This is a genomic window from Stutzerimonas sp. R40042 (assembly GCF_026642215.1).
In the GTDB taxonomy this organism is placed as follows: Bacteria; Pseudomonadota; Gammaproteobacteria; order Pseudomonadales; family Pseudomonadaceae; genus Stutzerimonas; species Stutzerimonas frequens.
In genome coordinates this window covers 2,479,845-2,494,570 of sequence record NZ_CP113258.1, presented here as the reverse complement: position 1 = coordinate 2,494,570, position 14,726 = coordinate 2,479,845, and the positions used below count along the sequence as shown (strand labels likewise).

The 14,726-nt window shown below is 65.7% G+C and carries 9 protein-coding genes; 5 read left to right on the top strand and 4 right to left on the bottom strand.

The window, feature by feature from the left end:
* Positions 1 to 122: 122 nt before the first annotated feature.
* The 4 genes from OUY36_RS11775 to OUY36_RS11760 all read right to left on the bottom strand — a co-directional run bounded on the left by OUY36_RS11775 (position 123) and on the right by OUY36_RS11760 (position 7,328).
* Entirely contained in the window at positions 123 to 1,556 is a 1,434-nt protein-coding gene (locus tag OUY36_RS11775; RefSeq protein WP_267934423.1) for an efflux transporter outer membrane subunit, read from the bottom strand.
* A complete protein-coding gene (locus OUY36_RS11770; RefSeq protein WP_267934422.1) occupies positions 1,553 to 4,723 on the bottom strand; it encodes an efflux RND transporter permease subunit in 3,171 nt (1,056 codons plus the stop codon). The genes OUY36_RS11775 and OUY36_RS11770 overlap by 4 nt, the downstream gene beginning before the upstream one ends.
* A gap of 98 nt (positions 4,724 to 4,821) precedes the next feature.
* Positions 4,822 to 6,051 carry a multidrug efflux RND transporter periplasmic adaptor subunit MexE gene (mexE, locus tag OUY36_RS11765; RefSeq protein ID WP_267934421.1) on the bottom strand — a complete coding sequence of 410 codons (1,230 nt, stop codon included), beginning with the start codon at positions 6,049 to 6,051 and terminating at the stop codon, positions 4,822 to 4,824.
* A gap of 359 nt (positions 6,052 to 6,410) precedes the next feature.
* Positions 6,411 to 7,328, bottom strand: coding sequence for a LysR substrate-binding domain-containing protein (locus tag OUY36_RS11760; RefSeq protein ID WP_013982836.1), 918 nt, complete (start codon positions 7,326 to 7,328; stop codon positions 6,411 to 6,413).
* Between the two features lie 259 nt (positions 7,329 to 7,587).
* Between OUY36_RS11760 and OUY36_RS11755 the strand changes: the two genes are divergently transcribed.
* The 5 genes from OUY36_RS11755 (at position 7,588) to fdnG (ending at position 14,721) form a co-directional block, all read left to right on the top strand.
* Positions 7,588 to 8,604: a zinc-dependent alcohol dehydrogenase family protein gene (locus OUY36_RS11755; RefSeq protein ID WP_133457198.1), complete on the top strand. Its 1,017-nt coding sequence runs from the start codon at positions 7,588 to 7,590 to the stop codon at positions 8,602 to 8,604.
* 106 nt (positions 8,605 to 8,710) lie between these two features.
* On the top strand, positions 8,711 to 9,568 hold the full coding sequence (locus tag OUY36_RS11750; protein ID WP_267934420.1) for an SDR family oxidoreductase: 858 nt from the start codon (positions 8,711 to 8,713) through the stop codon (positions 9,566 to 9,568).
* Positions 9,569 to 9,603: 35 nt separating this feature from the next.
* Positions 9,604 to 10,560, top strand: coding sequence for a non-homologous end joining protein Ku (gene ku / locus OUY36_RS11745; RefSeq protein WP_267934419.1), 957 nt, complete (start codon positions 9,604 to 9,606; stop codon positions 10,558 to 10,560).
* Positions 10,561 to 10,563: 3 nt separating this feature from the next.
* Entirely contained in the window at positions 10,564 to 11,487 is a 924-nt protein-coding gene (ligD, locus tag OUY36_RS11740; protein WP_267934417.1) for a non-homologous end-joining DNA ligase, read from the top strand.
* Positions 11,488 to 11,655: 168 nt separating this feature from the next.
* The gene (gene fdnG / locus OUY36_RS11735; RefSeq protein WP_267934416.1) at positions 11,656 to 14,721 is read left to right on the top strand and encodes a formate dehydrogenase-N subunit alpha; all 3,066 of its coding nucleotides are present in this window, start codon (positions 11,656 to 11,658) and stop codon (positions 14,719 to 14,721) included.
* Positions 14,722 to 14,726: the final 5 nt, after the last annotated feature.

The window sequence follows — 14,726 nt, the reverse complement described above, 5'->3', positions numbered from 1 at the left end:
TGGCAGTGCATCCGTGCGGCTGAGCCACAGGACACCTCTAGGCTTTCAGCCGCTCGTTATGCCAAAGATAGATGACGACTGAAAGCGCTTTCCCCAACCAACCAGACGGGAGCGGCACCGTGTCACATTTTCGCCTGACCGGCCGCCGAAACCGCGAGGCGAGCCGACTGACCACCGAGGTCCCAGCCACCCCCGAGCGCCTTGTACAACGACACAACCGAGCGGTAGACCTCCACCTCGGCCTGGGCCTGGGCATCCTCGGCCTGCAGTCGCTCGCGTTCGGCATCGAGCAGCACGAGAAAGTCAGCCGTGCCTTCGCGATAGCGGATTTCCGCTTGCTGTGCGGCGGCGCGGCTGGCCGTCGATTGGCGGATCAAGGAGAGCAGGCGCTGCTGCGCGTTGGCGTAGTCGCTGAAGGCGTTTTCAGATTCCTCCAGCGCCAGCAGCACTTGCTGCTCGTAACCCGCTAGAGCAGCGTCGGCATCCGCCTCGGCACCGCGCAGACGGGCGCGCACGCTGCCCAGGTCGAACGCCGCCCAGCTGATGCTCGGCGCCACGCCCCAGGCCTGTGCGGCGCTGGAGCCGATCTGCGAGCCGCGCCCGGCGATGAAACCGAGAAATCCGGACAGGCTCACTCGCGGGAACAGATCGGCTGTGGCTACGCCGACATTGGCGGTCGCCGCCGCCAGCTGACGTTCGGCCGCACGGATGTCCGGACGCCGGCGCAGCAGCTCACCGGGATCGCCAATCGGTAGCGACTTGGCGATTGCCGGCAGCTCGCGGGGCGAGAGGTCGACGCTGAGCTGATCGGCGCGCTGGCCGAGCAAGGTGGCGATGCGGTTGCGCGCACGCACCTGCTGTGCCCTGAGCTGCGGCAGGCTGGCCTCGGTGGCCGCCAGACGGGCATCGGCGCGCAGCACATCGAGTTCGCTGCCGACACCCGCTTCGCGCAGCTGCTCGGTCAGTTCATGGGAATTGCGCTGGTTGGCCAGGTTGTCGCGGGCGATGCGCTCGCGCAGCTGGGCGCCACGCAGCTGACCGTAGGCATCCACCAGCTCGGCGACCAGGCTGACCTGCAATTGATAGAGCTCGGCCTCGGCAGCTTCGGCCTGCGCTTCGCTGGCCTCCAGGCTGCGCTGGATACGGCCGAACAGGTCCAGCTCCCAGGCCATGTCCAGGCCCAGATCGTAACGCTCGGCGTTCACCCGCTCTTCGCTGAAACCGGGTTGCTGGGCCTTGCCGATATCGGCGCGCGCACCTGCGGTGACGGTGGGCAGACGATCATTGCCGACATCATCGCGAATAGCCCGCGCCGCACGCAAACGGGCATAGGCGATACGCAGCTCGCGGTTTTCAGCCAGTGCTTCGCCGACCAGGGCATCCAGTGTCGGGTCCTCGAACTGCTGCCACCAGGCCGCCTCGAAGCGCGAGCGGTCGTGATCGCCGCGCTCGGCCTGAAGCAGCCGCGCCGGCTCCGGTTGCGGCGCGCGGTAATCCGGGCCGACGGCGCAACCGGTGATGGTCAGGGCGAGCAGGGAAAGGGTGAAGAACTTCATGCGCGGGCCTCCTTGAATACCGCTTTGCGTGCTTCGCGCTTCTCGACGAAGGCGCGAATCACCAGATAGAACACCGGGGTCAGCAGCAGCCCGAAGAAGGTCACCCCGAGCATCCCGGAGAACACCGCCACGCCCATGGCATGGCGCATCTCGGCGCCGGCCCCGCTGGAAAGCACCAGCGGTACCACGCCCATGATGAAGGCGAAGCTGGTCATCAGGATCGGCCGCAGGCGTAGGCGGCAGGCCTCCAGGGTGGCGGCGAGCCGGTCCATGCCTTCCTCCTGCTTGTCCTTGGCGAACTCGACGATCAGGATCGCGTTCTTGCACGCCAGGCCCACCAGCACGATCAGGCCGATCTGGGTGAAGACGTTGTTGTCGCTACCGGCCAGGATCACCCCGGTGATGGCCGAGAGCAGCGTCATCGGCACGATCAGGATCACCGCCAGCGGCAGGCTCCAGCTTTCGTACTGCGCTGCCAGCACCAGGAAGGCCAGGAGCACGCAGAGCGGGAAGACGAAGACCGCGGTGTTGCCGGCGAGGATCTGCTGGTAGGTCAGCTCGGTCCACTCGTAGGTCATGCCGTTGGGCAGCTCGGTCTGGAGCAGTCGTTCCATGGCTGCTTCGGCTTGCCCTGAGCTGTAGCCCGGTGCGGCGGCGCCGTTGATCTCCGCGGTGAGGAAGCCGTTGTAGTGCATCACCCGGTCCGGGCCGGCGCTGTCCGTGACGCTGACGAAGGTCGACAGAGGGACCATCTCGCCGCGGTTGTTGCGCACCTTTAGCTGGCCGATCTGCTCTGGCGCGAGGCGGAACTTCTGGTCGGCCTGGACGTTGACCTGATAGGTGCGACCGAAGCGATTGAAGTCGTTCGCGTACAGCGAGCCCAGGTAGACCTGCATGGTGTCGAAGATGTCGTCGATGGCCACGCCATGGGTCTTGGCCTTCTCGCGGTCGATATCGGCATCCACCTGCGGCACGTTGACCTGGTAACTGGTGAACAGGCCGGCCAGCTCCGGATAGTCCGCGCTCTTGGCGATGACGTTCTGCACCTGCTTGTACAGCGCCTCATAGCCAAGGTTGCCGCGATCCTGCACCTGCACGCGGAAGCCGCCGATGGTGCCCAGGCCCTGTACGGGTGGCGGCGGGAAGATGGCGATGAAGGCATCCTGGATCTGCGCGAACTGGCCGTTCAGGTCCGCCGCGATGGCGTTGGCCGAGAGCGACGGATCCTTGCGCTCATCGAAGGGCTTGAGCGGGGTGAAGACGATGCCGCTGTTCGGGCTGTTGGTGAAACCGTTGATCGACAGCCCCGGGAAGGCCACGGTGTTCTCCACGCCCGGATGCTTGCCGGCGATATCCGACATGCGCTTGATCACGTCCTCGGTGCGGTCCAGGGTGGCGGCGTCCGGCAGCTGGGCGAAGGCGACCAGATACTGCTTGTCCTGCTGCGGAACGAAGCCGGTCGGGGTGCTGGCGAAGCCCATGTAGCCCAAGCCCACCAGGCCGAGGTAGACCAGCAAGGCCACGGCGCTGCCGCGCAGGATGCGCCGCACCACGCCGACGTAGCCATGGCTGGCGCGGTCGAACACGCGGTTGAACGGGCGGAACAGCCAGCCACCGAGCAGCCGGTCGAGCAGCCGCGAGAAGCCGTCCTTCGGCGCATCGTGGGCCTTGAGCAGGGTCGCGGCCAGCGCCGGCGACAGGGTCAGCGAGTTGAACGCCGAGATCACCGTCGAGATCGCGATGGTCAGTGCGAACTGCTGATAGAACTGCCCGGTCAGACCGGAAATGAACGCAGTCGGGATGAACACCGCGCAGAGCACCAGGGCGGTGGCGATGATCGGCCCGGTGACTTCCTTCATGGCCTGACGGGTCGCCTCTACCGGCGACTTGCCGAGGCCGATGTTGCGCTCGACGTTCTCCACCACGACGATGGCGTCATCCACCACGATGCCGATGGCCAGCACCAGGCCGAACAGCGACAGCGCGTTGAGCGAGAAACCGAGCAGGTGCATCACCGCGAAGGTGCCGATCAGCGACACCGGCACGGCGGCCAGCGGAATGATCGAGGCGCGCCAGGTCTGCAGGAACAGGATCACCACCAGCACCACCAGCACGATGGCCTCGAGCAGGGTGTGCACCACCGCCTCGATGGAGCCGCGCACGAAGATGGTCGGGTCGTAGACGATCTCGTAGTCCACGCCCTGGGGGAAGCTCTGCTTGAGCTCGGCCATGCGCTCGCGCACCAGGTCCGAGATGGCGATGGCGTTGGAGCCCGGGCGCTGGAATATCGGGATGGCCACCGCCGGCTGGTTGTTCAGCAACGAGCGCAGGGCGTACTGGCTGGAGCCCAGTTCGATGCGCGCGATGTCCTTCAGGCGGGTGATCTCACCGTCCTCGCCGGCGCGCACGATGATGTTCTCGAACTCCTCCTCGTCCACCAGGCGCCCCTGGGTGTTGATCGACAGCTGGAAGTCGGTGGCGCCCGGTGCCGGCGGAGCGCCCAGGGCTCCGGCGGCGACCTGACGGTTCTGCTCGCGGATGGCGTTGACCACGTCGGTGGCGGTGAGGTTGCGCTGGGCGACCTTGTTCGGGTCGAGCCAGACGCGCAGGGAATAGTTGCCCAGGCCGAACAGCTGCACGTCGCCCACACCGTCCAGCCGCGCCAGCTCGTCCTTGACGTTGAGCGCTGCGTAGTTGGACAGGTAGAGCATGTCGTAGCGCTGATCCGGCGAGGTCAGGTGCACCACCATGGTCAGGTCGGGGGAGGCCTTGTCCACGGTGACGCCGAGGCGCTGCACCTCGGTGGGCAGGGTCGGCATGGTGCGCGTCACGCGGTTCTGCACCTGCACCTGGGCGTTGTCCAGGTCGGTGCCGAGGGCGAAGGTGATGGTCAGCGTCAGCTTGCCATCGGCGGTCGCCTGGGACGACATATAGAGCATGCCCTCGACGCCGGTGATGGCCTGTTCCAGCGGCGAGGCAACGGTTTCGCCGATCACCTTGGGGTTGGCGCCGGGGAAGTTGGCCCGTACCACCACGGTGGGCGGGACCACTTCTGGATATTCGCTGATCGGCAACTGGAACAGCGAGATGGCGCCGCCGATGAGGATCACCAGCGACAGCACGGCGGCGAAAATCGGCCGTTTGATAAAGAATTGCGAGAAATTCATGGCGCACTCCGGGGTAGGGCGCGGCGGGCGCGCCCTGGCGGATCGATCGGATGGGCGCGCCTGGCGCGCCGGGGTTCAGGGCAGCTGTCGAACGATGCTCAGCTGCTCGGGCGCTGGGCCAGCGTGCGCTCGACCACCTGCGGTTTCATCGCCTCGCTGATCGCGCGGCGCTGGCGATCGAGGGTCGCGAGGGTCTCGGCATCGGCCATCGGTACGCTCTCCGGCTGCACCTGGCTGCCCGGGCGTACCCGCTGCAGGCCGTTGACCACGATGCTTTCGCCCTTGGCCAGGCCATCGCGCACGATGCGCAGCCCCTCGAGCTTGGGCCCGAGCTCGACCGGCCGGTAGGCGACGGTGCCGTCCTCGGCCAGCACCAGGACAAACTTCTTGCCCAGGTCCGTGCCCACCGCCACGTCCTTGATCAGCACGGCCTCGTAGGTCGGGCTGCCGACCAGCTTCAGCCGTGCATACAGGCCGGGGGTGAAGCTGCCGTCGCGGTTATCGAACACGGCGCGGCCGCGAATGGTGCCGGTACGCGGGTCGACCTGGTTGTCCATGAAGTCCATGTGGCCCAGATGCGGGTGGCCGTCCTCGTCCGAGAGGCCGAGATAGACCGGGGTCGCCTCGCCGCGGTCGCCATGACGCGCCAACTCGCGGTACTTCAGGTACAGACGTTCGTCCGCCTCGAAGTAGGCGTAGACCTTGTCGGTGGAGACCAGCGTGGTCAGCAGGGCCTCGCCGGCGTTGACCAGGTTGCCGGCCGTGATCAGTGCGCGGCCGGCACGGCCGTCGATGGGCGCCGTCACGCGGGTGAAGGAGAGGTCCAGCTGGGCCTTGTCCAGCTGCGCCTGAATCGCCGCGACCGCGGATTTCGCTTCGCTGGCGGCGCTGACACGGGCATCGGCCAGTTCGGCGGAAATCGCGTTCTTCTGCCGCAGGCGCTCGCCGCGCTCGGCTTCGGCGGCCGTGCGCTGCTGGGTCGCGCGGGCCTGTTGCAGCTGCGCCTGCAAACGCTTGACCTCGGCCTGGAACGGGCGTGGATCGATCTGGAACAGGAGGTCGCCTTTTTTCACCAGCGCACCTTCCTCGAAGGCCACCTTGTCGATGAAGCCCGAGACGCGCGGGCGGATCTCCACCGACTCCGGCGCCTCCAGGCGCCCGGTGACCTCGTCCCACTCGGTCACCTGCTGCTCGATGACTTCGGCCACGCTGACCGCAGGCGGCGGCGTACCCGACTGGGTGGCCTCCGGTGCCTTGCCGCAGGCGGCGGTGATCAGCACCGTCAGGGCAATAAGGGGAAAACGCAAGGCGTTGAGCGAACGTTCCATGCTTGACTCCGCAAGTCGGATTTGTTGATGGCAGGAGTCTGCGTAGTCAAGCCGTTCAGCAGAAATCGAACGGGCCAAAGGTGAATATCATTGGCGGTGATGGTTGGGCATTCGATATCAGCGCGAGGCGAGGACGTCGTGCAAGGTGTTGGTGCCGTTGCGTCAGGTATGGACACTCGAGAGGGGGTTGTAGGGTGGGCTTTAGCCCACCAACGGGCCTTGAGGCCTGGGAACGCTTGGTGGGCTGAAGCCCATCCTACTGGACTGCTAGAAGGAGCTGCTGGGGCAGGGCACTGAAAATGGTGAGGCGGTGTGCGCGGGGGCGATATACGCGTGGAAAAGGCTGCGCCGTTTCCGCCCTACAGACTATCCGGGTCGCCGACGAACATCTGGATGCGCGAGCGCAGCCAGCGCTCGGCGGGGTCGTTGTCCTGAGCGCCGCGCCAGGCCATGGACAGTTCGAAGTCCTGGCTGGTCTGGAAGGGCAAGGGCTCGGCACGCACGCCGCCGTTGGCCGCCAGCGCGGCCGCGGCGTAATCCGGGACGGTGGCGATGATATCGGTGCCGGCGAGCAGGCTGGCCAGGCCGTTGAACTGCGGCACCGCCAGCACCACCTTGCGCTTGCAGCCGTGCAGGGCCAGTTCCTCGTCGATGTAACCGTTGAGGTCGCCGGCAAAGGAAACCATTGCATGGGGACGGCTGCAGTAGTCCTCCATGCTCAGCCGGCCGGGAATGCTGTCGGCCCGCAGCAGCATCGGTTTGGGCCGGCGCAACACCTTGCGCTTGGCGTTGGCCGGCAGCTCCTCGGTGTAGCAGACGCCCACCGAAATCTCGCCGGATGCCAGCAGGCCGGGCATCAACAGGTAGTTGGCGCGCCGCACCACCAGCACCACGTCCGGTGCCTCGGCGCGCAGGCGGCGCAGCAGCGGCGGTAGCAGGGCGAACTCGACTTCATCCGTCAGGCCGATGCGAAACACCTGGGTGCTGGTGGCCGGGTCGAAGGTGGAGGCGCGGCTGACGGCGGTGGAGATCGAGTCCAGCGCCGGCGACAACAGCTGAGCGATGTCCAGCGCGCGGGCAGTGGGTTCCATGCTGCGACCGGTGCGCACGAACAGCGGGTCGTCGAACAGCGCGCGCAGGCGGGCCAGCGCGGCGCTGATTGCCGGCTGGCCGAGAAAGAGCTTCTCGGCGGCGCGGGTCACGCTGCGCTCGTGCATCAGCGTTTCGAAGACGATCAGCAGATTGAGGTCAACACGGCGAAGGTCGTTGCGATTCATGCCTGGTTCACGTCGAGCCTGGTGGCCGGACCACGGTCCGGTTCGGTGGGTCGCTGCATTCTAGACAGCTTGCGCAGACGAGCGCATGCCCGATTCCGCTTTCGAAATGCACAAACCTGCGATGCGCCCCGCGGGGATACATACGCAAACCCATCATTGCCGTGCATGGCAACTATCGATGGGAATCCGCGTCGCTCGCTGGAGTTGTGACGATACTGACGATAGAGTCCGTTTGCACAGTAGTAAGCGAGGGGTCGCAATGTCCCGCATCATCCGTTTTCATCAGTTCGGCCCGGCCGACGTATTGCGTCAGGAAGAGCGCGCGGTGCCGGTTGCCGGCCCGGGCGAGGTCCTGATCGGCGTGCGCGCCGTCGGCGTGAGCTGGAACGACGTGCTCTGGCGGCAGGACCTGGCGCCGCGCCATGCGCGTCTGCCCGCCGGGCTCGGCAGCGAGGTGGCGGGCGAGGTGCTGGCGGTGGGCGAGGGCGTCCAGGGCTTCAGCGTCGGCGACCAGGTGGCGGGTTTCCCCGCCCACGATCTCAATCAGTACCCGCTGTATGCCGAACACGCGCTGCTGCCTCAGCAGGCCCTGGTGCATTACCCGGACATGCTCAGCGCCAGCGAGGCGGCGATCCACTATACGCCGATGCTGGTGAGCTATTTCGCCCTGGTCGAACTGGCTCAGCTGGAGCCCGGTCAGTACGTGCTGATCAACCAGGCCGCGCATTGCACCGGCCCGGCTGCCGTGCAGCTGGCCAAGGCGCTGGGCGGGCGGGTGATCGCCACCTGTGACACCAGCGAGGACCGTGACTACCTGCGTGAACTGGGTGCCGAGACGGTGATCGTCACCGAGGAAGAAGACCTGGTCGGTCGCCTGCAGAAGCTGACCGAAGGGCGCGGTGTCGAGGTGGTACTGGATGCCTGTGGCGGCTCGCAGATGAAGCTGCTCGGCGATGTCATGGCGCCGCTGGGCAAGCTGATCCTCTATGGCATGAACGGCGGCAACGAGACCGCGCTGCCGGTCTGCGCGGCCTTCAAGAAGAACTTCAAGTTCTTCCTGCATTGCCTGTGCGACTTCACCGGGCAGCCGGAACTCGGGATCGAGCAGAACCGCGAGGCCGTCGAACGCGCGCTGCAACACATCAACCAACTGACCGTCGACCGCCTGGTGCGTCCGCAGGTCGACCGGCAGTTTCCTTTCGAGCAGGCAGTCGAAGCCCACCAGTACGTCGAAAGCGGCGTACCTCGTGGTCGTGTCGTGCTGACGCTGAACTGACCATCCGAAGGCCCTGTACAGGGCCCTCTCATCGCCCCGCAGAAACTTTTCTCGCAGCGTTCCAGTCCTCCGAAGACAGGCTCACTACCTTGACGGAGGATTTTCCATGGCCGATGACAATCAGACCCTACCCCCACAGAAGCAGGCGGAACCCGGCAAGGAAGGGCTGATGAACCCGCGCCCGGAATATCGCGGTGAGGACTACAAGGCCGCTGGCAAGCTCGCCGGCAGGGTCGCCATCATCACCGGCGGCGATAGCGGTATCGGTCGCTCGGTGGCGGTGCTGTTCGCCCGCGAAGGCGCCGACGTGGCGATCCTCTACCTCGACCAGCATCAGGACGCCGAGCAGACACGCAAGGACGTCGAGCAACACGGCCGGCGCTGCCTGACCTTCGCCGGCGACGTGGCCGACCGCGATGTATGCCGCAAGGTCGTCGACGAGACGCTGGCGCAGTTCGGCAAGTTGGACATCCTGGTCAACAATGCTGCCGAGCAGCATCCCCGCGATCGTTTCGAGGACATCCCGCCGGAGCAGTGGGAGCAGACCTTCCGTACCAACGTGTTCGGCATGTTCCAGCTGACCCAGGTGGCGTTGCCGCACCTGCAGGAAGGCGCCTCGATCATCAACACCAGCTCGGTGACCGCCTACAAGGGCAACCCGATGCTGATCGACTATTCCTCCACCAAGGGCGCCATCGTCGCCTTCACCCGTGCCCTGGCCATGAGCCTGGCCGAGCGAGGCATCCGGGTGAACTCGGTGGCGCCGGGACCGATCTGGACGCCCCTGATTCCCTCCACCTTCGATGCCGACAAGGTCGCCGAATTCGGCTCCAACGTGCCGATGAAACGGCCCGGCCAGCCTGAAGAGGTGGCGCCGGCCTACGTCTATCTGGCCAGCAGCGATGCGTCCTATGTCAGTGGGCAGGTGATTCACGTCAACGGCGGCACCGTGGTCAACGGCTGACCGCAGGCCGGCACCTAAGCGAAGGAGTACAGGGTATGCCACGCACGATCTGGAAAGGCGCGGTCAGTTTCGGACTGGTACACATCCCGGTGGCGCTGGTGCCGGCCACTACACGGCAGGGCATCGATTTCGACTGGCTGGACAAGCGTAGCATGGATCGGGTCGGTTACAAGCGCATCAATAAGACCACCGGCGAGGACATCGACAGCGAGAACATCGTCAAGGGCGTCGAGTACGAGAAGGGCCACTACGTGGTCATCAGCGACGACGAGATCAAGGCGGCGCATCCCAAGGCCACGCAGACCGTGGACATCGTCGCCTTCGTCGATGCCAAGGACATCTCCTTTCTCTACATCGACACGCCGTACTACCTGACCCCGGACCGGCGTGGGGAAAAGGTCTATGCGCTCTTGCGCGAGACGCTGATCCAGACCGGCAAGGTCGGCATCGCCAACGTGGTGCTGCGCAACAAGCAGCATCTGGCGGTGGTGATGCCGCTGGGCAAGGCGCTGGTGATGAACACCCTGCGCTGGGCCGACGAGGTGCGCGGCGTCGAGTACCTCGAACTGAAGGACGAAGCGCTCGATCCGGACCTGGCCGAGCGCGAACTGGACATGGCCAAGCGTCTGGTGGAAGACATGACCGAGAAGTGGAAGCCGGAGCAGTACAAGGACACCTTCCAGGACCAGATCATGGACCTGGTGGAGAAGAAGGCTCGCGAAGGCAAGCTGGAAGCCGTGGGCGGGCCGGAAGAGGTGGTGGATCGCCGCTCGGCGGATGTCATCGACCTCACCGAGCTGCTCAAGCGCAGCCTGGCTGCCAAGCCGGGCAAGGCGCGCGCCGCCGAGGCGGACGAGGAGGAAGATGCGCCGGAAAAGGCGCCAGCCAAATCCAAGCCTGCGAGCAAGGCCAAGACCAGCAAGTCGTCCAGCTCGTCACGCACACGCAAGGCACCGGCCGCGAGCAGCAAATCCAGCAAGAAGGCCAGCTAAGGCATGGCCGCGCAGCGAAAAGGCACCGCCCGCCCTTTGGTCGGCGGTGTCGGCATCAGCAGCCATCAGCGGGTGATCGACGAGGCAAGCGGCACCACCAAGCTGGCGCTGGCAGAGTATTACCTGGCGGTAGCGGACTGGCTGGTGCCACAGCTCGCCGGGCGACCGCTTTCCATCGTCCGTGCGCCGGAAGGTATCGGCGGCGAGAGCTTCTTCCAGCGCCATTGCGGCCGGTTGAAGATGCCGCACATGCGCGCGCTGCCGAAAAACCTCGATCCCGAGCACGCCCGGTTGATCCAGGCCGACAACATCACCGCCGTCATCGAGGCGGTGCAGATGGGCAGCGTCGAATTCCATACTTGGAACGCCCGCAGCGATCGCATCGAGCGACCGGACCGGGTGATCTTCGATCTGGATCCGGACCCGGCACTGCCCTGGGCGAGCATGGTCGAGGCTACCGAGCTGACCCTGGCGCTGCTGGATGAGCTGGGGTTGCGCGCCTTCCTCAAGACCAGCGGCGGGCGCGGGATGCATGTGGTGGTGCCGATCGAGCGGCGCCACGACTGGGATTGTGCGCGCAGCTTCGCGCGCTCGGTGACGGAGCGGCTGGCGCGGGAGTCGCCGCAGCTGATCGTCGACAAGATGGGCCCGCAGAATCGTGTCGGGCGCATCTTCGTCGACTACCTGCGCAACCAGAAGGGCGCCAGTACCGTCGCCGCCTACTCGGTGCGGGCGCGGCCCGGCCTTGGGGTGTCGCTGCCGGTGAGCCTGGAAGAGGTGCGCCACCTGGAAGGCGCCGGTCAGTGGCGGCTGGGCAACGTCCGCGACTACCTGAATACGCGCAGCGACGACCCCTGGTCCGACTACGGCAACACCCGCCAGCGGTTGGGAAGGGAGCTGCTCGAGCGGTTGCGCGAGGGCCGCTAAGCGGCCCTTTGTGCATCCTCGCAGTCACGCTTCCGACGGGACGCAGCGCATTCCGACCACCTTGCATCCCCGGCGGTAGAGCCGCCCGTCATCCCGTCTGAACCTCTGCCAGCCGTACCCAGTCGACCCTCTAGCAGTTGAGCCGAGCATTCATGACAGGAGATACCGATGACGGCACGAGTATCCCGGCGGCAGTTTCTCAAGTTGGGCGCAGCCGGCTTGGGCGCTTCCAGCATGGCGATGATGGGCTTCGCCCCGGAGGAGGCGCTGGCCTCGGTGCGGCATTTCAAGCTCACCGGCGCCAAGGTCACCCGCAACATATGCACGTACTGCTCGGTCGGCTGCGGCATGTTGCTGTACGCACGTGGTGACGGAGCGATCAACAGCCATGACCATATCTTCCATGTCGAGGGCGACCCGGATCATCCGGTCAGCCGCGGTTCGCTATGCCCGCGGGGCGCCGGTGTGCTCGACTTCATCAGGAGCGATTCTCGGGTGCGCTACCCGCAGGTGCGCGAGCCGGGCACGGATGAGTGGAAGCGCATCAGCTGGGATGAGGCGCTCGACCGCATCGCCCGCCTCATGAAGGACGACCGCGACCGCAACTTCGAGAGCCAGGATCAGGAGGGGCGGCAGGTCAACCGCTGGATGACCACCTCGATGGTAGCGGCCTCGGCCTGCACCAACGAGACGGCGTACCTGACGCAGAAGATCACTCGGGCGCTGGGCATTCTCAAACTCGACAACCAGGCGCGCGTCTGACACGGACCGACGGTGGCAGGTCTTGCCCCTTCATTCGGTCGCGGTGCCATGACCAACAGCTGGGTCGACATCCGCAATGCCAATATTGTCCTGTCCATGGGCGGGAACTCGGCCGAGGCGCATCCGGTGGGCTTCCGCTGGGTCATGCAGGCGAAGGAGCGCAGCGACGCGATCCTGATCTCCATCGACCCGCGCTACAACCGCACCACCGCGGTGGCGGACTATCACGCCTGGATCCGTACCGGCACCGATATCGTCTTCCTTGGCGGGCTGATCAGCTACCTGATCGAGAATAACCGCTACGCCCACGAATACGTGCTGCATTACACCGACGCGGCGCACCTGGTGCGCGAAGGCTTCGAGTTCAACGACGGACTGTTCACCGGCTACGACGAGGAGCGCCACCAGTACGACAAGGCCACTTGGAACTTCGACCTGGACGAGCAGGGCTTCGTCCGTCGCGACGAAACGCTGCAGCACCCGCGCTGCGTGTTCCAGATGATGCGCAAGCATTACAGCCGTTACACGGTGGAGATGGTCGAGCGTGTCTGTGGTATGCCGCAGGCCAAGGTTCTGCAGCTTTGGGAACTGCTGGCGCAGAGCGCGGCGCCCGACAAGACCATGACCATCCTCTATGCCCTGGGCTGGACCCAGCATTCCATCGGCGCGCAGATGATCCGCACCGGCGCCATGGTCCAGCTGCTGCTGGGCAACATGGGCATGCCGGGAGGCGGGGTCAACGCACTGCGCGGGCATTCCAACATCCAGGGGCTGACCGACATCGGCCTGCTGTCCAATCTGCTGCCGGGCTATATGACGCTGCCGGCAGCTGGCGCCCAGCGCTACGAGGACTACATCCGCGAAAAGATCCGCAAGCCGTTGCTGCCCAATCAGGTGTCGTACTGGAAGCACTACGAGCGCTTCTTCGTCAGCATGATGAAGGCGTTCTACGGTGATGCCGCCAGCGCCGAGAACGACTGGTGCTACGACTGGTTGCCGAAGCTCTCCGAGCCGCTGTACGACGTGCTCTATGCGGTCAACGACATGACCAAGGGCAAGATGACCGGCGCCTTCTGCCAGGGCTTCAACATCCTCGCGGCCTTTCCGAACAAGGCGAAGGTGCTGGATGGGCTGTCGAAGCTCAAGTGGCTGGTGATCATGGATCCGTTGGCCACCGAGACCGGCGAGTTCTGGAAGAACCATGGCGAGTTCAATGACGTCGATCCGAGCCAGATCCAGACCGCGGTGTTCCGCCTGCCGACCACCACCTTCGCCGAGGACGACGGCTCGATCACCAACAGCTCGCGCTGGCTGCAGTGGCACCACCAGGCGGCACCGCCGCCCGGCGAGGCGAAGACCGACACGGCGATTCTCGCCGGGTTGTTCCACCGCCTGCAGAAGCTCTACCAGCAGGAGGGCGGCGCCTTCCCCGAGCCGATCCTCAACCTGACCTGGGACTACAGCGACCCGGCGCATCCCGCCGCGTCGGAGCTGGCCAAGGAATACAACGGCCGCGCGCTGGCGGACATCGATGACCAGGGGCGGATCATCCGTCGCAAGGGCGAGCTGCTCAACGACTTCGGCGAGCTGCGCGCGGACGGTTCGACGTCCTGCGGCTGCTGGATCTACTCGGGCGCCTGGACCGAGCAGGGCAATATGATGGACCGGCGCGACAACTCGGACCCTTACGACATCGGCGTCACCCTCGGTTGGGCCTGGGCCTGGCCACTGAATCGGCGGATTCTCTACAACCGCGCGTCGGCTCGACCCGACGGCACGCCGTGGGACCCGAACCGTGCGCTGGTCTGGTGGAACGGCGAACGCTGGGTCGGTGCCGACGTACCGGACTACCCCGTGGCCGCGCCGCCGGAAGATGACGTCAAGCCGTTCATCCTCACCGAGAGCGGCACCGGGCACTTCTTCGCCAGCGAGTGGCTGGGCGAGGGGCCGTTCCCCGAGCACTACGAGCCGCTGGAATCGCCGATCCCCAACAATCCGCTGCACCCGGACAATCCGCTGGCCTACCACAATCCGGTTGCCCGCATCTTCGCCGAAGATCGACATACCTTCGGCACCTACGAAGAGTTTCCGTATGCGGCGACCACCTACCGCCTCACCGAACACTTCCACTACTGGACGACCCACGTGCTGCTCAATGCCATCGTCCAGCCGGAAAAGTTCGTCGAGATCGGCGAGGTGCTGGCTGGCGAGCTGGGCATCGCCGCGGGGGAAAAGGTGCGGGTTCGCTCCAAGCGCGGGCATATCGATGCGGTGGCGGTGGTGACCAAGCGCCTGCGTCCGCTGCAGGTGGACGGGCGCACCGTGCATCAGGTCGGTATCCCGATCCACTGGGGCTTCACCGGCGTGGCGAGAAAGGCTCACCTGACCAACACGCTGACCCCCTTCGTGGGCGATGGCAACACCCAGACCCCGGAATTCAAGTCGTTCCTGGTGAACGTCGAGAAGCTATAGGAGGC